The following is an 18,744-nucleotide window of genomic DNA, read 5'->3' as shown; positions in this document are numbered from 1 at the left end:
GCCATGGCAAGTTTCTTCATCGACAGGCCAATCTTCGCCTGGGTGGTCGCGCTGTTCATCTGCTTGATCGGCGCGATCGCCGTGCCGCTGTTGCCGATCGCGCAATATCCGATCATCGCGCCGCCCTCGATCTCGATCTCGACCAGCTATCCCGGTGCCTCGCCGGAAAACCTCTACAACAGCGTCACGCGGCTGATCGAGGAGGAGCTCAACGGCGCCGCCAACATCCTCAACTTCGAATCGACCAGCGACTCGCTCGGCCAGGTCGAGATCATCGCCAACTTTCAGCCGGGCACCGATACCAGCGCCGCCTCGGTCGAGGTGCAGAATCGCATCAAGCGCGTCGAGGCGCGCCTGCCGCGCGCGGTGATGCAGCAGGGCATCCTGATCGAGGAAGCCTCCAGCGCGGTGCTGCAGATCATCACGCTGAACTCGACGGACGGCAGCCTGGATGAGGTCGGGCTTGGCGATTTCATGATCCGCAACGTGCTGGGCGAGATTCGGCGCATTCCCGGCGTCGGCCGCGCCACGCTGTACTCGACCGAGCGCAGTCTGCGCGTCTGGGTCGATCCGGCCAAGCTGGTCGGCTATGGGCTCACCGCCGACGACGTCAACAAGGCCATTGCCGCGCAGAACGCGCAGGTCGCCTCGGGCAGCATCGGTGCCGAGCCCTCGACGTCGAACCAGCGCACCTCCGCGCTGGTGCTGGTCAAGGGCCAGCTCTCCTCGCCGGACGAGTTCGGCGCCATCATCCTGCGCGCCAATGCCGACGGCTCGACCGTGCGCCTGCGCGACGTCGCGCGCATCGAGATCGGCGGTCTCAGCTACCAGTTCAACACGCGGCTCGACGGCAAGCCGACCGCGGGTCTCTCCGTCCTGATGTCGCCGACCGGCAACGCGCTGGCGACCGCGAGCGCGGTCGAAGAGAAGATGAAGGAGCTGTCGCGCTTCTTCCCGGCCAACATCACCTACGAGATTCCCTACAACATCACGCCCGTGGTCGAGGCTTCGATCAAGAAGGTGCTGACGACGCTGGTCGAAGCCGTGGTGCTGGTGTTCGTGGTGATGTTCCTGTTTCTCCAGAACATCCGCTATACCATCATCCCGACCATCGTGGTGCCCGTGGCGCTTCTGGGCGCCTGCACCACGCTGCTGCTCGCCGGCTATTCCATCAACATGCTCTCGATGTTCGGCATGGTGCTCGCGGTCGGCATCCTCGTCGACGATGCCATCGTCGTGGTCGAGAACGTCGAGCGCATCATGAGCGAGGAAGGCTTGCCGCCGAAGGAAGCGACGCGCAAGGCGATGTCGCAGATTTCGGGTGCCATCATCGGCATCACGCTGGTGCTGATGGCGGTGTTCGTGCCGATGGCGTTCTTCCCGGGCTCGGTCGGCATCATCTATCGGCAGTTCTCGGTGACCATGGTGGCCGCGATCGGCTTCTCCGCCTTCCTGGCGCTGTCGCTGACGCCGGCGCTGTGCGCGACCTTGCTCAAGCCCGTGGCCGCCGGCCACGGTCATGCCAGACGCGGCGTGTTCGGCTGGTTCAACCGCGTGCTCGACGGCGGCAAGGAAGGCTATTCCTGCACCGTCGGCTTCTCGCTGAAGCGCACCGGTCGCCTGATGCTGGTCTATGCCGCGCTGCTGGTTGGTCTGTCCTGGGCCTTCGTCAGTCTGCCCGGCGGCTTCCTGCCCGTCGACGACCAGGGCTTCGTCACCACCGACGCGCAGACGCCGTCGGACTCGTCCTATGCCCGTACCGAGGCCGTGATCGAGAAGGTCGAAAAATATCTTGCGCAACGTCCCGGCGTTGACAACGTCACCTTCCTCACCGGCTTCAGCTTCTCCGGCCAGGGCATGAACACCGCGCAGGCCTTTATCACCTTGAAGGACTGGTCGGAGCGCGGGCCGAAGGATTCCGCCGCGGCGATCGTCAACGACATCAACCGCGATCTGTCATCGATCCGCGACGCCAAGATCTCCGCGCTGCAGCCGCCGCCGATCGACAATCTCGGCAACTCCTCGGGCTTCTCGTTCCGCCTCCAGGACCGCGGCCAGAAGGGGTATCAGCAATTGATGCGCGCCGCCGACCAACTGATCGCGGAGGCCAATGCGAGCCCGGTGCTGCAGAAGGTCTATATCGAGGGCCTGCCCGAGGCGGGCGTGGTCAATCTCGTGATCGACCGCGAGAAGGCCGGCGCCTTCGGCGTCACCTTCGAGGACATCAACAACACGATCTCGACCAATCTCGGCTCGAACTACATCAACGACTTCCCGAACCGCGGCCGCATGCAGCGCGTCGTGGTGCAGGCGGGCGCCCGCGATCGCATGCGGACCGAGGACATCCTCAACTACAACGTCAAGAACAGCCGCGGCCAGCTGGTGCCGTTCTCGTCCTTCGCCACGGTCGAATGGGCCCGCGGGCCGACGCAGATCGCCGGCTTCAACTATTACCCGGCGGTGCGCATCTCCGGCGAAGCCAGGCCCGGCTTCACCTCCGGGGATGCCATCGCCGAGATGGAGCGGCTTGCCGGCCGCTTGCCGCGCGGCTTCGGCTATGAATGGACCGGGCAGTCGCTGCAGGAAAAGCTGTCCGGCTCGCAGGCGCCGTTCCTGCTCGCGCTGTCGGTGTTCGTGGTGTTCCTGTGTTTGGCCGCACTCTACGAGAGCTGGACCATTCCGCTCGCGGTGCTGCTCACCGTGCCGCTTGGTATCGTCGGCGCCGTGACCGCGGCGATGCTGCGCGGCCTGCCCAACGACGTCTATTTCACCGTCGGCCTGATCACCATCATCGGCCTCGCTGCCAAGGACGCGATCCTCATCATCGAGTTCGCCAAGGACCTGCGCAAAGAGGGCAAGCCGCTGGTGGAAGCCACCATCGAGGCCTGCCGCCTGCGCTTCCGTCCGATCCTGATGACCGGCCTCGCCTTCATCTGCGGCGTGCTGCCGATGGCCATCGCCCACGGCGCCGGCGGCGCCAGCCAGCAGGCGCTCGGCAGCGTCGTGATGGGCGGCATGATCGCCGTGGTGATCCTGGCGCTGTTGATGGTGCCGGTGTTCTTCGTCTCGGTGCAGCGCGTGCTGGGCGGGGATCGGGAGAAGGCGGCGGCGAAGGACGGTGAGGCGTACGGGCCGCCGGCGCGGGTGAAGTCTTAGGCCGACATCGACGAGCCTATCCACACGTCATTGCGAGCGAAGCGAAGCAATCCAGACTGCCTCTGCGGAAACATTCTGGATTGTTTCGCTACGCTCGCAATGACGAGGAGGAGATGTCGCGGCTCAGACTCTCAACCAGTCTTACGCCGCCTTCCGCAAAATCTTCACCAGCTCCCCGTGCACGAACTCGTTGCCGCACACGACGTCGCCTGTGACGAGCGCATCGCCGGGGGTGTTGATGTCGCTCACTGTTCCGCCGGCCTCGCGCACCATCAGCATGCCGGCGGCGATGTCCCAGGATTGCAGATTGCGCTCCCAATAGCCGTCGAGGCGGCCGGCGGCGACGAAGGCGAGGTCGAGCGAGGCGGCGCCGAAGCGGCGCAGGCCCGCGACGCGATCCTGGATCGCGGTCATCTCGCGGCGGAATTCCTCGTGGTCGCCGCGGCCGATGTGGGGCAGGCCGCAGGCCACCACGCATTCGTTGAGCTGGCGGCGTCCGGCGACGCGCAGGCGCTGGTCGTTGAGGAAGGCGCCCTTGCCGCGCTCGGCGATGTAGAGCTCGTCATTGGCGGGGTTGTAGATCACGCCGGCGATGATCGTGCCCTCGCGCGACAAGCCGATCGAGATCGCAAATTGCGGGATGCCGTGCAGGAAGTTGGTGGTGCCGTCGAGCGGATCGACGATCCAGGTATGGCTCTTGTCGGTGCCTTCGCGCGTGCCGCCTTCCTCGCCGATGAAGCCGTAGCCGGGGCGGGCCTTGGCGAGGTCCTGATAGAGGATCTCCTCGGCGCGCTTGTCGGCGAGCGAGACGAAATTCGCCGGCCCCTTCAGCGAGACCTGGAGATGCTCGATCTCGCCGAGATCGCGCTTGAGGCTGCGGCCGGCGCGGCGCGCGGCCTTGACCATGACGTTGATAGTGGCGGAATACAGCATGAGCTTTCGGTCTTGATCGGGAGAAAAGAGCGGGACATCGCGCCTGTTTGACGCCTTGGGTGCCCTGCAGGGGCGCTGGCGTCAAGTCATTGGGTCAGTCATTTGGGGTCAAGTCATTTGCTGCCGAGCCATTTCTTGGCGGCGGCCTCCGCCTTGGCCCGGTCCTCGGCCGGCAGGTCGGACAATTGCTTGTCGAGTTCCGGATCGCCCTTGCCGGCGGTCTTGGCCACCAGGTGCCATTTGAAGCCTTCGACCTTGTCCATGGGCGTGCCGACGCCGTTGATCAGCACCCAGGCCAGCCGGTTCTGCGCGATCGCGCTGCCCTGGCGGGATGCCTTGCGGAGCAGGGCGACGGCAGCCGGCTGGTTCTTCGGCGTGCCGGTGCCGTTGAACATGGCAATGGCATATTCGACCTCGGCGTCGACATTGTCGGCGAGCGAGGCGGCCTGCAGCAGCCGCACCGCGCGTTCCGGGTCCTTCGCGACGCCAGTGCCTTCCTTGTAGAAAGTCGCGAGCGCGTATTGCGCCTCGGGCAGGCCGGCATCGGCGGCCAAGCGCAGCAGCTCGGCTGAGCGCTTGAGGTCCTGCGGCAGGGTTTGGCCGTCCAGATAGAGCAGAGCCAGGTTATAGGCCGCCTTGGGCTCGCCGAGTTTGGCGGCGGACGCCATCAGCTTGACCGCCTCGCCCTTGTCGACCGAGCCGCCGCGGCCCGAAATGCGCAGCATGGCGAGCGCGAACATCGCCTCGCGGTCGCCGGCGTCCGCAGCGCGCTTGTACCATTCGGCCGCCTTGGCGTAGTCGCGGCGAATGCCCATGGCGTTGGAATAGAGTTCGCCGAGCATGGTCATCGCCTTGGGATCGCCGGCTTGCGCGCGGGCGTTGGCGAGGTCGAGCGCCGTCTTGTACTGGCCGCGCTGATAGGCCCCGTACACCAGATCGGCGCTGGAATTGTCGGTCGGCGGCGCAGGGATCACGGTCGGTGTTGGCGTCGGCTTGGAGGAGGGGGCCGGCTTGGGCGATGGCGAAGGTTTTGGTGGCGGCGCAGCCTCCTTCTTCTTGGCGGGCGCGGGCGGCTTGGGCTTCTGCTTCTCAGGCGTCGCGCTCGGTATGGTGGCCGGCGGGGTGATCTGGAGCTGCGCGGCCGCGGGCACCGTGAGCAGCAGCGTGGCCAGCATGGTGATGCAGGAAAGCTTCATGTCGGGCGCTAGCCGTGCTCGCTGCCGGCAGGATTCTGGCTGGCCGTCGCCGTCGCGTGCGCCTTTTTGATCGCGGCGTCCGCCTCGATCAGCGCGGCCTTGGGCCCGCGCGGATCGGACCAGATGAAGTCGCCGACCAGCACGAAATCGGCGCCGCTGAGGGCGAAGTCGTGGGCCTCTTCCAGGGACGTCGCAAAGCCGACGCAGGGCGGCTCGAACAGCTCGGCCCACCAGTCCAGCCGCTCGGCGATCGCTTGCGCCGAGGGACGCTGGCTTTTCGCATCAGGCTCGCCGAACAACACGTAATCCGCGCCCATCTCGCCCGCATCCATGGAATGGTGCCGCGTCGTCAGCCCGCCAACACCGGCGATGCGATCGGGCTTGAGCGATGGCAGCGCCTCTTTCAGTGCGGCGATGCCGGGCAGGTGCGCGCCGTCCGCGCCGCCGCGCGCCACCAGCTCGGCATGGCCGTCGACCAGCAGCGCGGCGCCGGCCTTCTGCACCAGTGGCGCCAAGGCCTTGATGCGCGAGATCATGGTGCGGTGGTCGGTCTCCTTCAGCCGCAGCAGCACGGCCGCGACGTCGGCAGAGGCCAGCAGGGCCGGCAGCTCGGCGAGAAGCGCCGCGGGATCATCGACGACAGGCGTCGCAAGATAAAGGCGCGGCGCCGGGCGCGGCGGAGGCGGTTTGTTCGACAAGATCTAGGCTGCCTTCTGTTCCAGGCTACTTTGCCACTCGCCCTTGGAGGCGAGGCCGTTCATCCGTGCACGATGGCTGAAGGCGCGCTGGCCGGCCGCGACATTCTCGGCCTTGCCGGACCAGGCCTTCTGCGGCGCGGCCTGCAGCGCGCGGCCGTAGGAGAAGGTCAGGCCCCAGGGCAGCGGGCCGAGCTTGTGCATGGCGTTGAGATGCGCGGTCGCCTCTTCGTCCGACTGGCCGCCGGAGAGGAAGGCGATGCCGGGGACTGCCGCGGGCACGCAGGCCCTCAGCAACCGGATCGTCTTCTCCGCGACTTCCTCGACGGAGGCCTGCTTTGCGCATTTCTTGCCTGATATCGCCATGTTGGGCTTCAGCACCATGCCTTCGAGCGCGACGCGCTGGACGCGCAATTCCTGGAACGTCTTGTTGAGCACGCGGCTCGTGACCTCATAGCAGCGGTCGATGTCGTGGTCGCCGTCCATCAGCACCTCCGGCTCCACGATCGGCACGATCTGTGCGGCCTGGCACAGCGCGGCATAGCGCGCCAGCGCATGGGCGTTGACGCTGATCGCGGTCATCGAGGGCATGCCGCTGCCGATGTCGATCACCCCTCGCCATTTGGCGAAGCGCGCGCCGCGCTCATAGTATTTCTTCAGCCGTTCGGCGAGCTTGTCGAGCCCGACGGTGACGAGCTCTCCCGGGCACATCGGCAAGGCTTGCGTGCCCTCGTCGACCTTGATGCCGGGAATGGCGCCGCTCTGTTCGATCAGCTTGATCAGCGGCGTGCCGTCCGCAGCATTCTGCCAGATCGTCTCGTCATAGAGGATCACGCCGGAGATGTACTGGCTCATGGCGTCCTTGCAGCGGAATAGCATCTCGCGATAGTCGCGGCGGTTCGTTTCCGTGGACTCCACGCCGATTGCGTCAAAGCGTTTCTTGATGGTGCCGGAGGATTCGTCGGCGGCGAGGATACCCTTGCCTGATACGACCATGGCGGTCGCGATCCCATTGAGCTCAGTCAGATTCATCGAGAGGCCCTCCCAAAACGATTCTGCCCTTGCCTATGAAAATAGACCGTTCTCGGGCAATTGCCGAGTTAACGTTCGTCGCAGGGTAAAGGGGCTTTCTGTCATTCCGGGATGCGCCGAAAGGCGCAGGCCCGGAATCCATAACCCCAGGCTGTGGTTATGGATTCCGGGCCCACGCTTCGCATGTCCCGGAATGACGGGAGGATGTGACGGAGGCCCCAGGCCCTTTCGCGATCGCTTACGCGACGCGGGGGTCGAGCTCGCCCTTGGCGTAGCGCTTGGCCATCTCGGCGGTGGTCAGGACGCGCTTGACCTTGGAGGCCTGGCCCGCGGTGTTGAACTCCTGCAGGCGCTGCTTGCACAGCTTGGTCATGGCTTCCATCGCCGGCTTCAGGTACTTGCGCGGATCGAACTCTTCCGGGCTGTCCTTCAGCACCTTGCGAATCTGGCCGGTCATCGCCATGCGGTTGTCGGTGTCGATGTTGATCTTGCGCACGCCGTTCTTGATGCCGCGCTGGATCTCGGCCACCGGCACGCCCCAGGTCGGCTTCATCTTGCCGCCATAGGCGTTGATGATGTCCTGCAGGTCCTGCGGCACCGAGGACGATCCATGCATCACGAGATGCGTGTTCGGCAGCTTGCGATGGATTTCCTCGATCACGTTCATGGCGAGGATGTCGCCATCGGGCTTGCGGGTAAATTTGTAAGCACCGTGAGAAGTCCCCATCGCGATCGCGAGCGCGTCGACCTTGGTCTCCTGGACGAACTTCACGGCCTCGTCCGGATTGGTCAGCAGCTGGTCGTGGCTGAGCTTGCCTTCGGCGCCGTGGCCGTCTTCCTTGTCGCCCATGCCGGTTTCGAGCGAGCCGAGCACGCCGAGCTCACCTTCCACCGAGATGCCGCCGAGATGGGCCATGTCGGTCACGGTCTTGGTGACGCCGACATTGTAGGCCCAGTCGCCGGGCGTCTTGCCGTCGGCCTTGAGCGAGCCGTCCATCATCACCGAGGTGAAGCCGGCCTGGATCGCGGTCATGCAGGTCGCGGCCTCGTTGCCGTGGTCGAGATGCACGCAGACCGGGATGTGCGGGTAGATTTCGGTGACCGCGTCCATCATGTGCTTGAGCATGATGTCGTTGGCGTAGGAGCGCGCGCCGCGCGAGGCCTGGATGATGACGGGCGCGTCGACCTGGTTGGCCGCGTCCATGATCGCCAGCGCCTGCTCCATATTGTTGATGTTGAAGGCCGGTACGCCGTAATCGTTCTCCGCCGCGTGGTCGAGCAGTTGACGTAACGTGATCCGAGCCATCTGTGTCTTTCTCCCGTTGGGGCCTGCAAGGCCGCTTGATTACCTGATACGCAGAACTTCAACGCCGGGCAGTGGCTTGCCTTCCATCCATTCGAGGAATGCGCCACCGGCGGTCGAGACATAGGTGAAGTCACCGGCCACATGGGCCTGGTTGAGCGCCGCCACGGTGTCGCCGCCGCCCGCGATCGAGATCAGCTTCTTGGCCTTGGTGCGCTCGGCAGCGTGCTTGGCCGCCGCGACCGTGCCGCGGTCGAAGGGCTGCATCTCGAACGCGCCGAGCGGCCCGTTCCAGACCAGCGTCGCCGCGTCGTCGATCGCGGCGTGGACGCGCGCGACCGATTGCGGGCCGACGTCGAGGATCATGCCGTCGGCCGGGATCGCGTCGAGCCCATAGGCATGCGACGGCGCGTTGGCGGCGAAGTGATAGGCAACGGTGGCGTCGACGGGGAGGATGATGGCGCAGTTGGCGGCTTCCGCCTTCTCCATGATGCGCACCGCGGTGGCGCTAAGATCCTTCTCGGCCAGCGACTTGCCGACTGCGACGCCCTGGGCGTGCAGGAAGGTGTTGGCCATGCCGCCACCGATCACCAGCGCATCGACCTTGCTCACGAGATTTTCGAGCAGGTCGATCTTGGTCGAGACCTTGGCGCCGCCGATGATGGCGATGACCGGCTTGGTCGGGGAGCCCAGCGCCTTCTCCAGCGCATCGAGTTCGGCCTGCATGGTGCGGCCGGCATAGGCCGGCAGCTTGTGGCCGAGGCCTTCGGTCGAAGCGTGGGCCCGGTGCGCCGCCGAGAACGCGTCGTTGACCCAGATGTCGCCGAGCTTTGCCAATTCCGCGACGAAGGCGGGATCGTTCTTTTCTTCCTCTTTGTGGAAGCGGGTGTTTTCGAGACAGAGAATATCGCCGTCGTTCAGAGCCGCGACCGCCTTGGCCGCGGGCTCGCCGATGCAATCCTCGGCGAAGGCGACGGGCTTCTTCACCACCTTCGCCAGCGCCTCTGCGACGGGCTTGAGCGAGTCCTTGGCGTCGCGCCCCTTCGGCCGGCCGAAATGCGCGAGCAGGATGACCTTGCCGCCCTTGTCCGAGATTTCGGTGATGGTCGGCGCGACGCGATCCAGCCGGGTCGTGTCGCTGACGCGGCCATTGTCCATGGGCACGTTGAGATCGACGCGCAGCAGCACGCGCTTGCCCTTCACGTCGACGTCGTCGAGGGTGCGGAATTTGGTCATCTCTGGATCTCTTGTCCCGGGCGCTGCGCAGCGCGGAGCGGTGCGCTGCAGAACCGGGACCCACATGACAGCGAGTCCCGCGGTTGAATGGGTCCCGGTTCTGCGAAGCAGCGCTTAGGCGCCGCTCCGCGCCCGGGACACAAGACCTTGGCTCAGATCACCTTCGCCATCGCGGCGGCGGTGTCCGCCATGCGGTTCGAGAAGCCCCACTCGTTGTCGTACCAGGACATCACGCGCACCAGCGTGCCGTTCTGCACCTTGGTCTGGTCCTCGTGGAAGGTCGAGGAGTGCGGGTCGTGGTTGAAGTCGATCGAGACGTTCGGCGCATTGGTGTAGCCGAGGATGCCCTTGAGCTGCTGCTCGCTGGCGCGCTTCATCGCCGCGTTGATCTCCTTGGCGTCGGTGGCGCGCTTGGCAACGATCTTGAGGTCGACCACCGAGACGTTCGGGGTCGGCACGCGGATCGCGACGCCGTCGAGCTTGCCCTTCAGCTCGGGCAGCACGAGGCCGATCGCCTTCGCCGCACCGGTCGAGGTCGGGATCATCGACATCGCAGCCGCGCGGCCACGATAGAGATCCTTGTGCATCGTATCGAGCGTCGGCTGGTCGCCGGTATAGGCGTGGATCGTGGTCATGAAGCCGGTCTCGATGCCGACGAGATCGTTCAGCACCTTGGCAACCGGCGCCAGGCAGTTGGTGGTGCAGCTTCCGTTGGAGACGACGAGATGGTCCCTGGTCAGCGTCTCGTGGTTGACGCCGTAGACGATGGTGGCGTCGGCGCCGTCGGCGGGCGCGGAGACCAGCACGCGCTTGGCGCCGGCGGTCAGATGCGCGGATGCTTTATCCTTCGAGGTGAAGATGCCGGTGCATTCCATCGCGATGTCGACGCCGAGATCCTTCCAGGGCAGCTTGGAGGGATCGCGCTCGGCGGTCACCTTGATCTTGCCATTGCCGAGATTGATCGAGTCGCCGTCGATGGTGACGGTGCCGGGGAAGCGGCCATGGACCGAGTCGAAACGGAGCAGATGGGCGTTGGTCTCGACCGGACCGAGGTCGTTGATGCCGACGACCTCGATGTCCTTGCGGCCGGACTCGGCGATAGCCCGCAGGATGTTGCGGCCGATGCGGCCAAAACCGTTAATTCCGACGCGGACTGCCATGTTTCGTCTCCTTCAATGACCGTTGTCATCCCGCACAACGCGCTTTGCGCGCCTGCGAGGGTTTTTTAGGGGCGGGCGCCCGGTTCGGCCGGGCGGTGCTTGATCATATGGGAGATTAGGTAGTCCTTTTTTGCGGCAAGCTCAACTCTCAGGAAACGCGCTTCAGCACAGCGTTAACCGCAGCCTCGGCGGTAATACCGAAGTGCTTGTAAAGCTCCTTGGCAGGGCCGCTCTCGCCGAAGGAATGCATGCCGATGAAGTCGCCATCCTGGCCGATCACGGCATCCCAGCCCCAGCGCACGGCGGCCTCGATCGCAATCTTGACCGGCGCGTTGCCGATGATCGCGGCGCGCTTGGCCTCTGGTTGCGCTAACAACAGCTCGAGCGAGGGAACAGAGACCACCCGTGACGCGATGCCGCGTTCGGCGAGCTGCTTCTGGGCGGCGACCGCGATCTCGACCTCGGAGCCGGAGGCGAACAGCGTCGCCTTGGCTTCGCCCTGAGCTGCGACCAGCTCGTAGGCGCCGGCCGCGCAGGGATTGTCGTTCGGTGCGGTGGTCCGCAACTGCGGCAGATTCTGGCGGGTCAGCGCCAGCACGGTCGGTCCGTCGACGCGATTGAGCGCGAGCTCCCAGCACTCGGCGACCTCGATGGAATCGCAGGGACGGAACACGCGCATGTTGGGAATGGCGCGAAGTGCGGCGAGATGCTCGACCGGCTGATGGGTCGGACCGTCTTCGCCGAGCCCGATCGAGTCGTGGGTCATGACGTAAACGACGCCGGCGCCCATCAGCGCGGCAAGGCGCATCGCGGGACGTGCGTAGTCGGTGAACACCAGGAAGGTTGCGCCGTTCGGCGCGAAGCCGCCGTGCAGGAAAATGCCGTTCATCGCGGCGGCCATGCCGTGCTCGCGGATGCCGTAATGGATGAAGCGGCCCTTCGGCGTCTTGGCCGAGAAGGCGGTCGCCGACTTCGCCTTGTTGTTGTTGGAGCCGGTGAGGTCGGCCGAGCCGGCCAGGAATTCCATCGGCATCGCGGCGGCAATGACTTCGATCGCCGCCTCCGACGATTTGCGCGTCGCCGCCGCCAGCGGCTTCTCGAGCAGCTCCTTCTTGTGTGCGCGCAGCGCCTTTGCCAGCGAGGCCGGACGCTCATGGCGCAGGCGGCGCTCGAACTCGGCGCGCTTGCGGCTGCCGAGTTCGCCGAGCCGTGCTTCCCATTCCTGGCGCGCTGCGGCGCCGCGGCTGCCGGCCGCACGCCAGGCGTTCAGCACGTCGTCGGCGACAGCGAACGGCTCGAGCGATATGCCGAGATTTTCCTTGGCGGCCTTGAGCTCGTCGGCCCCCAGCGCCTCGCCATGCACCTTCGAGGTGCCGGCCTTGTGCGGCGCGCCGAAGCCGATGGTGGTGCGGCAGGCGATCAGCGTCGGCTTGTTGGATTTTTTCGCGCGCGTAATCGCAGCGGCGATCGCGGCCTGATCCTGGCCGTCGATCTTCTCGGCGGCCCAGCCGGCGGACTTGAAGCGCTTCACCTGGTCGACGGAATCGGCGAGCGAGGTCGGGCCGTCGATCGAGATGCCGTTGTCGTCGTAAAGCACGATCAGCTTGTTGAGCTTCCAGTGCCCGGCCATCGCAATCGCTTCCTGCGAGACGCCTTCCATCAGGTCGCCGTCGGAGGCGAGCACATAGGTGTGGTGATCGACGATCTTCTTGCCGAACTCGGCAGCGAGCATCTTCTCGGCGAGCGCCATGCCGACCGCGGTCGAGATGCCTTGGCCGAGCGGACCGGTCGTGGTCTCGATGCCCTTGGTGCGGAAATTTTCCGGGTGCCCCGGGGTGAGCGAATCGACCTGGCGGAATTGCTTGATCTGGTCCAGCGTCATCTCGGAATTGCCGGTCAAATACAGCAGCGAGTAGAGCAGCATCGAGCCGTGGCCGGCCGAGAGCACGAAGCGGTCGCGGTCCGGCCAGGCGGGCGCGGCGGCGTCGAATTTCAGGAACTGGGTGAACAGCACCGTGGCGATGTCGGCGGCACCCATCGGCAGGCCGGGATGACCCGACTTCGCCTTCTCGACAGCGTCCATCGAAAGGCCGCGGATCGCGTTGGCCATACGGGTGTGATCGATCTGCGTATGGGCCATACGGGTGGCATCGAGCTGCATCATGATGAAAATCCGTCTGGAATGAGGTGCTTGATGGCCGTGTGCGCCGCGCTGGATCGAGCCTGGCGGTCACCGGAGGTTGGGGGCTGGATAGCATCTCGGTTCCGGGAGTCCAAGGCAATCAAACGCCGGTTTGGCCGCAAAAGTTGCTTACGGCATGATCCGGAAAAAGCCGCAGCCGCGGATCATGCAGATCCGGAACCAGCCGGCCGGCATGCCGAGGGCCGATCTATCGGTGCATAGTTTCGCGGCGGCGTTGCGCTTGGCTAGCTTGCCACGTAAATTTCTGCTTCTAACCGCTTGCCGAACCGAGTCTTTTGCCGGGCGGCAAGCCCCAGGAAAAGGCCACTGGGCAAAGGCCGCCAGGTTCCACCGCTGACTACATGAACGATCGCGTGTCCAACAGTGCTGCCATGACGGAGTCCTCCGCGGTCGAGATCGAGATCGCGACCCGCAGGCTGATGGCGGCGCTCGACGCGCTCGAAAGCGCGGTGGAGCGGCGGCGCGATGCCGATCGCGACGAGAACGAGCTCGCGGCGCGGATTCAGGCGCTGGGTGCGGACCGTTCGCGGCTTGCCGACGAGCTCGATGGCGCGCTGGTGAAGGCGCGCAAGCTCGAGCGCACCAATCGTGAGATTTCCGACCGGCTGGATTCCGCGATCGTCACGATACGCTCTGTGCTCGATACCGGAGAGGATGGATGAGCCACATCAACGTCACCATCAATGGCCGGCAATACCGCATGGCCTGCGAGGAGGGCCAGGAGGTGCGGCTGCTCAAGCTCGCCGAGAGCCTGGAGACGCGGATCCAGTCTCTGCGCGGAAAATTCGGCGAGATCGGCGACGCGCGCCTCACCGTCATGGCGGCGCTGACCGTCTGCGACGAACTGGTCGACACCACCAACCGCGTCCGAAGTCTGGAGCAGGAGCTGACCGAGCTCAGGGATTTCCGCAACGCCGCCGTCGAGCGCGCGCGGCTGACGCAGACCGCAGTGGTGAACGCGCTGAACGCCGCGGCCGAACGCATCGAGAAGTCGACCCAGGTGCTGAACCGCACCGTCGGCAACGGGATTGCGATCGGGTAGAGGTTGCGGAAGACGCGATCGATTGATGTGCTCGATGGTGCGGCGGACTTCACCTCTCCCGCTTGCTTTGCGGGAGAGGTCGGCGCGGAGCGCCGGGTGAGGGCTCTTTCCTCTGGGGGATTGTCCCGTTGCGGAGACACCCTCTCCCCAACCCTCCCCCGCAAGCGGGGGAGGGAGCGGATCTCCGCCCCGGCTCGCAGCTCGCTTCATTACGCCGAAGCTCGGCGCTCTCGCCGGGCTGGCGATTCGTCAGTATCGTTGTTAGATTGGCTGCGCGAGGCTGCGACGCACGTCAGGAGCCATATATCCCCGGGGCCTTATCGATCCTTTAGGGAACTGTCCCTGGCCGGGCCCGTGGGCCCGGACATATGGTGCCCACCTACTTTCGTAGGGAACTCCGGGATCGAGTGCTTCAACGGCGTACGCGGCTTCGCACTGTTTCTTCTGGTTCGTGCCTGTCGAATTGCGTCCCCGACACGCTTGCGGTTCAGCCTAAGGCTCGGTGTCATGCCCGCGAAAGCGGGGCATCCAGTACGCCGCGGCGTTGAGGTTCTTGCACTGGCGTCTCTGGAATACTGGATCGTCCGCATTCGCGGACGATGGCAGGGAGCAAGGCTCTGCCTTCGGGGGAAAACGCACATGCCCAATTCGAAAGCCGAACTCCGCGCCAAAGCCCTGGCGGCGCGCGACGCGCTGAGCGAGAAGAAGCGCGCTGCTGCCGCCGCCAAGCTCGCCAAGCGCGGGCTGCCGTTCAAGCTTTTGCCCGGCAGCATCGTCTCCGGCTATTCGCCGATCCGCAGCGAGATCGATCCGATACCGCTGATGAGGAAGCTCGCGGAGGAGGGGGCAAAGCTGGCGCTGCCCTGCGTCACCGCGCGCGGCCAATCGCTGATCTTCCGCATATTCCATCCGAACGATCGTCTGATGCTCGGTCCGCTCGGCATTCCCGAGCCGTCGCCGGCGGCCGCTGAAGTCATTCCGGACATCATGCTGACGCCGCTCGCGGCATTCGACCGTCTCGGCCATCGCATCGGCTATGGCGCCGGGCATTACGATTTCACCTTCGCGCATTTGCGCAAAGCCAAGCAGATCGTCGGTATCGGGCTTGCTTTCGCAGCGCAGGAGATCAAGGCGGTTCCGGCACTATCGCACGACGTCGCGCTGGATTATGTGCTAACGGAATCGGACGTGTTCGATTTCCGGAGTTCTGAAGTTGCGCATTCTCTTCGTGGGTGATGTCGTCGGCCGTAGTGGGCGCAGCGCCATCGCCGAATACCTGCCCGGCATGGTCAGGGACTGGTCGCTCGATTTCGTCGTCGTCAACGGCGAGAATTCCGCCGGCGGCTTCGGCATCACCGAAGCGATCTATCAGGAGTTTCTCGATGCCGGCGCCGATGCGGTGACGCTCGGCAACCATTCCTGGGACCAGCGCGAAGCTTTGGTGTTCATCGAGCGCGCCGAGCGCCTGGTGCGTCCCGCAAACTATCCGCGCGGCACGCCCGGCCGCGGCGCCGCACTGGTCGAGACCAAGAACGGCAAGCATGCGCTCGTCGTCAACGCGTTGGGGCGCGTCTTCATGACCCCGTTCGACGATCCCTTCGCAGCGCTGGAGCGCGAGCTCGGCGTCTGCCCGCTCGGCGTTGCCGCCGATGCGATCGTCGTCGATTTCCACTGCGAGGCGTCGAGCGAGAAGCAAGGCATCGGCTTCTTCTGCGACGGCCGCGCCAGCCTCGTCGTCGGCACGCACACGCACGTTCCGACCGCCGACCACCAGATCCTGTCAGGCGGCACCGCCTACATGACCGATGCCGGCATGACCGGCGACTACGATTCCATCATCGGCATGCAGAAGGAAGAGCCGCTGCGCCGGTTCACCTCGGGGATTCCGTCCGGCCGCTTCGAGCCGGCGGCGGGCGCTGCAACGCTGAGCGGCGTCGCGGTGGAGACGGATGATGCGACGGGACTCGCGCTGAAGATTGCGCCGGTGCGCGTGGGCGGAAGGCTGGAGCCGGCGACGCCGAAGTTCTGGCTGAGCTAGCGTTCATCTGGCACTAAAGTCGGCGTTGCGCCAGCTTCGAGCCGCGCCGCACCGATGTTCGATCTCAACGACTCTGACGCAGCGCCGGCAGCCCACTCTCACCAGGCCTCAGCGCGTGGATCGTCGAGGAGCGTCTGCCAATATTCCGGCGGCAGATCGGCGTCGGTGAAATGGCGGCTGCGCTTCGCTGTCCCGCCTTACGATTTCGCTCACGGAGCCTGACAGGCGTGCTTCCCTAATGCAAATTTGTCCGCTCCTATTGACTCGCCTCGCGAATGGGCAAATCCTTCCAACAACGCAATTGCCGTCGCCAATTTCAGCACTACGAACTTCTGCGCCTCGGACTTTATCGGCGCTATCCGACTCAATTTTCTGAATAGAAACGGAGGGGCCGATGCGCGCGCTCGCCTTGAGAACCGTCTCTCTTCTTACCCTCATTATCCAGGGCTCGATCTCTGCCACGCCTGCCGCACGCGCGGAGGATGGGACCGACGAGCAGTTTGGCAAGGTTCACTTCCAGACCTCCTGCAATGAATTGGCGCAGCGCCGCTTTGACCGCGGGATGCGCTATCAGCACTCGTTCTGGTACCGGCCCGCGAAAGAGATTTTCGAGGAGACGTTGCAGGCAGATCCGGAATGCGCGATCGCCTATTGGGGCATTGCCCTGAGCCTGCTGTATAATCCGCATTTTCCCGCGCCGAAGGAAAACCTCACCGAGGGCCTCGCCGCGCTGCAGAAGGCCAAGGCACTCGGCGCCAAGAGCGAACGTGAACGCGACTATATCGATGCGCTGCTGGCCTTCTATTCGGGCGACGAAAAGACGACGTTTGGCCAACGCGCGCAGGCCTATCTCAAGGCAACCGAAGCCGTCGCCGCGCGCTATCCTGATGATGACGAGGCGCAGATCGCCTACGCCATTACGCTGAATGTCACGGCCTCACCAAACGACAAGACCTATGCTAACCAGCTCAAGGGCGCTGCCATCCTGGAGCCGATCTTCAAGCGGCAGCCGCGCCACCCCGGCGTCGCGCATTACCTGATCCACCTCTACGACTATCCGGCGATCGCCGAGCGAGGTCTCGACGCTGCCAAGCGCTATTCCGAGATCGCGCCGGCGGCGCCGCACGCTTTGCATATGCCGTCGCACATCTTCACGCGCGTCGGCTACTGGAACGAATCCATCGAGGCCAATAGCCGTTCCGCCAAGGCTGCCAAGGAGGGCAAGGACCCCAGCGAGCAGCTGCATGCCGACGACTATATGGTCTACGCCCTGCTCCAGCTTGCGCAGGACAGCCGAGCTCGCGACGTCATCGCGGACATGGTTGCGACCACGGGTTATGCGCCGGCCGTCCGCGCTGGTCCCTACGCGATAGCGGCCAGCCAGGCGCGCTATATGGTTGAGCGCGGCGATTGGGAGGGCGCCGCCGCGCTGAAGGTTGAGCCGAGCCGGTTTGCCTATGTCGATGCGATCACCTATTTCGCCCGCGCCCTTGGCGCCGCGCGCTCCGGCAATGCAGACGCAGCAACGGCGGACATCGCCAAGCTGGCGGAGCTGCGGGACAAGCTGCAGCAGGACAAGGATGCGTATTGGGCCGAGATCGTCGACATTCAGCGGCAGGTCGCCACAGCCTGGCAGCTCAATGCCCAGGGAAAACAGGCGGACGCGTTGGAAGCGATGCGCCTTGCCGCCGATGCCGAAGACAAGACCGAAAAATCCATCGTGACGCCGGGACCGCTTGCCCCGGCACGCGAGCTTTACGGGACGATGCTGCTCGAACGCGGCATGGCGACGGAGGCATTGGCCGCGTTCGAAAGCACCATGCGCAAGGAGCCGAACCGCTTTGGCGCGACGATCGGCGCCGCTCACGCCGCCGAGAAAGCGGGTGATGCCGTGAAGGCGCGTCAGTACTATGCGAAAGTCGTCGACATGGCGCGCAATGGCGACTCCTCGCGGGAGGACCTCGCGGCCGCACGAAAGTTCATGGCCCAGAATTAGCAAAAGTGCCGTGGCAGCTTCCATGCGCCTGACAAGCAAATTCGTTGCGATCGGCGCAGCCACCGCACTGCTCTGCGCAGTTGCTGCGGTCTGGACATTGCGATCCGGCGAACCAGCACGCGCTACAGCGGCACTCGGCGAGGTCCGCCCGGTGTGGTCAGAAACCGACTGGCCTTTCGGCGCAGATCCTTGGGGGAAAGGAAAGGCATTCCGCTGCAAAGCCGAGGATTGCGGCGGCGAGGTCCAGCTCTACGTTCGCGCCAAGCTCGGGTTTTGCAATTGCGTCACCGGCGTCGCCGACGATGACGACCTCGAGAAAATGGGCGACCTGGCGCTGATTGGCAAGGCAACGCCGATCGGTGCCGGTCGAGAGATCATCGTCGGTCCGATGCGCGGCCGCAGCCGGCCCTATCGCGTCGAGGGAAATCGCAACGCGCTCTCACTCGCCTTCAATCAGCGCTGCGACATGGTGGCCGCCACGGCTTTGGTTGGATCGGGCGCGCCCGCGTCACTGGAACCGGCGGTGCTGGCATTCCTCAATAGCGACCGCATGTTGAAATGGGCCGAGATCGCGCTTGGCTTGTAACTCAGGGCGGTTCGGCTTCCGTCTGACTGCAGGACCTTCTCCGCTTGGCCTGAGCAACGTTAGCATTAAGGTCATGTGCGAGCGTGTGAGGGCTCTCCGCGCGAGATGAATCGAGTCGCAGCCGGCTACGCGGCCTTCTCCCACGAGGCAGCAAAAGGCCCAAATGCG

Annotated in this window: 15 protein-coding genes and 1 other RNA gene; 8 read left to right on the top strand and 8 right to left on the bottom strand. The window is 65.1% G+C overall.

Annotated elements, in window-relative coordinates; translation table 11 throughout:
- Window positions 1–3 precede the first annotated feature (3 nt).
- A complete protein-coding gene (locus UNPA324_RS00310) occupies window positions 4–3,156 on the top strand; it encodes a multidrug efflux RND transporter permease subunit (RefSeq protein WP_141932904.1) in 3,153 nt (1,050 codons plus the stop codon).
- 141 nt (window positions 3,157–3,297) lie between these two features.
- Here the strand turns inward: UNPA324_RS00310 and UNPA324_RS00305 are convergent, their stop codons facing one another.
- The 8 genes from UNPA324_RS00305 to tkt all read right to left on the bottom strand — a co-directional run bounded on the left by UNPA324_RS00305 (window position 3,298) and on the right by tkt (window position 12,875).
- Window positions 3,298–4,089, bottom strand: coding sequence for an inositol monophosphatase family protein (locus UNPA324_RS00305; protein WP_128922106.1), 792 nt, complete (start codon window positions 4,087–4,089; stop codon window positions 3,298–3,300).
- A gap of 113 nt (window positions 4,090–4,202) precedes the next feature.
- A complete protein-coding gene (locus tag UNPA324_RS00300; protein WP_141932902.1) occupies window positions 4,203–5,285 on the bottom strand; it encodes a tetratricopeptide repeat protein in 1,083 nt (360 codons plus the stop codon).
- Between the two features lie 8 nt (window positions 5,286–5,293).
- Window positions 5,294–5,983 (bottom strand): thiamine phosphate synthase, encoded by a 690-nt coding sequence (locus tag UNPA324_RS00295; RefSeq protein WP_141932900.1) that lies wholly within the window; start codon window positions 5,981–5,983, stop codon window positions 5,294–5,296.
- 3 nt (window positions 5,984–5,986) lie between these two features.
- Window positions 5,987–7,012 carry a class I fructose-bisphosphate aldolase gene (locus tag UNPA324_RS00290; RefSeq protein ID WP_141932897.1) on the bottom strand — a complete coding sequence of 342 codons (1,026 nt, stop codon included), beginning with the start codon at window positions 7,010–7,012 and terminating at the stop codon, window positions 5,987–5,989.
- 238 nt (window positions 7,013–7,250) lie between these two features.
- Window positions 7,251–8,318: a class II fructose-bisphosphate aldolase gene (fba, locus tag UNPA324_RS00285; protein ID WP_128922102.1), complete on the bottom strand. Its 1,068-nt coding sequence runs from the start codon at window positions 8,316–8,318 to the stop codon at window positions 7,251–7,253.
- A 39-nt stretch (window positions 8,319–8,357) separates the two neighbouring features.
- On the bottom strand, window positions 8,358–9,551 hold the full coding sequence (locus UNPA324_RS00280) for a phosphoglycerate kinase (protein WP_141932895.1): 1,194 nt from the start codon (window positions 9,549–9,551) through the stop codon (window positions 8,358–8,360).
- Window positions 9,552–9,703: 152 nt separating this feature from the next.
- Window positions 9,704–10,711: a type I glyceraldehyde-3-phosphate dehydrogenase gene (gene gap, locus UNPA324_RS00275; protein ID WP_128922100.1), complete on the bottom strand. Its 1,008-nt coding sequence runs from the start codon at window positions 10,709–10,711 to the stop codon at window positions 9,704–9,706.
- A gap of 148 nt (window positions 10,712–10,859) precedes the next feature.
- Window positions 10,860–12,875, bottom strand: a complete 2,016-nt coding sequence (tkt, locus tag UNPA324_RS00270) for a transketolase (RefSeq protein ID WP_141932893.1) — start codon at window positions 12,873–12,875, stop codon at window positions 10,860–10,862.
- Window positions 12,876–13,255: 380 nt separating this feature from the next.
- Here tkt and UNPA324_RS00265 point away from each other — a divergent pair, with 380 nt between their 5' ends.
- The 7 genes from UNPA324_RS00265 (at window position 13,256) to UNPA324_RS00235 (ending at window position 18,576) form a co-directional block, all read left to right on the top strand.
- Window positions 13,256–13,576, top strand: a complete 321-nt coding sequence (locus UNPA324_RS00265) for a DUF4164 domain-containing protein (RefSeq protein WP_018318703.1) — start codon at window positions 13,256–13,258, stop codon at window positions 13,574–13,576.
- The gene (locus UNPA324_RS00260) at window positions 13,573–13,956 is read left to right on the top strand and encodes a cell division protein ZapA (RefSeq protein ID WP_128922098.1); all 384 of its coding nucleotides are present in this window, start codon (window positions 13,573–13,575) and stop codon (window positions 13,954–13,956) included. The genes UNPA324_RS00265 and UNPA324_RS00260 overlap by 4 nt, the downstream gene beginning before the upstream one ends.
- Window positions 13,957–14,230: 274 nt before the next feature.
- Window positions 14,231–14,391, top strand: a non-coding RNA gene (gene ssrS / locus UNPA324_RS00255) — 6S RNA.
- A gap of 204 nt (window positions 14,392–14,595) precedes the next feature.
- A complete protein-coding gene (locus UNPA324_RS00250; protein ID WP_128922097.1) occupies window positions 14,596–15,192 on the top strand; it encodes a 5-formyltetrahydrofolate cyclo-ligase in 597 nt (198 codons plus the stop codon).
- Window positions 15,170–15,994 carry a TIGR00282 family metallophosphoesterase gene (locus tag UNPA324_RS00245; RefSeq protein WP_181769241.1) on the top strand — a complete coding sequence of 275 codons (825 nt, stop codon included), beginning with the start codon at window positions 15,170–15,172 and terminating at the stop codon, window positions 15,992–15,994. Before UNPA324_RS00250 ends, UNPA324_RS00245 begins: the two co-directional genes overlap by 23 nt.
- A 394-nt stretch (window positions 15,995–16,388) precedes the next feature.
- Window positions 16,389–17,990 (top strand): tetratricopeptide repeat protein, encoded by a 1,602-nt coding sequence (locus UNPA324_RS00240; protein ID WP_128922096.1) that lies wholly within the window; start codon window positions 16,389–16,391, stop codon window positions 17,988–17,990.
- Window positions 17,932–18,576: a hypothetical protein gene (locus UNPA324_RS00235; RefSeq protein ID WP_246667088.1), complete on the top strand. Its 645-nt coding sequence runs from the start codon at window positions 17,932–17,934 to the stop codon at window positions 18,574–18,576. Before UNPA324_RS00240 ends, UNPA324_RS00235 begins: the two co-directional genes overlap by 59 nt.
- Window positions 18,577–18,744 lie beyond the last annotated feature (168 nt).

The sequence above is a fragment of the Bradyrhizobium sp. UNPA324 genome (assembly GCF_006658635.1).
GTDB classification, from domain to species: domain Bacteria; phylum Pseudomonadota; class Alphaproteobacteria; order Rhizobiales; family Xanthobacteraceae; genus Bradyrhizobium; species Bradyrhizobium nanningense.
Note: the sequence above shows the minus strand (reverse complement) of the source record. Positions and strands in the feature narration are given on the sequence as shown.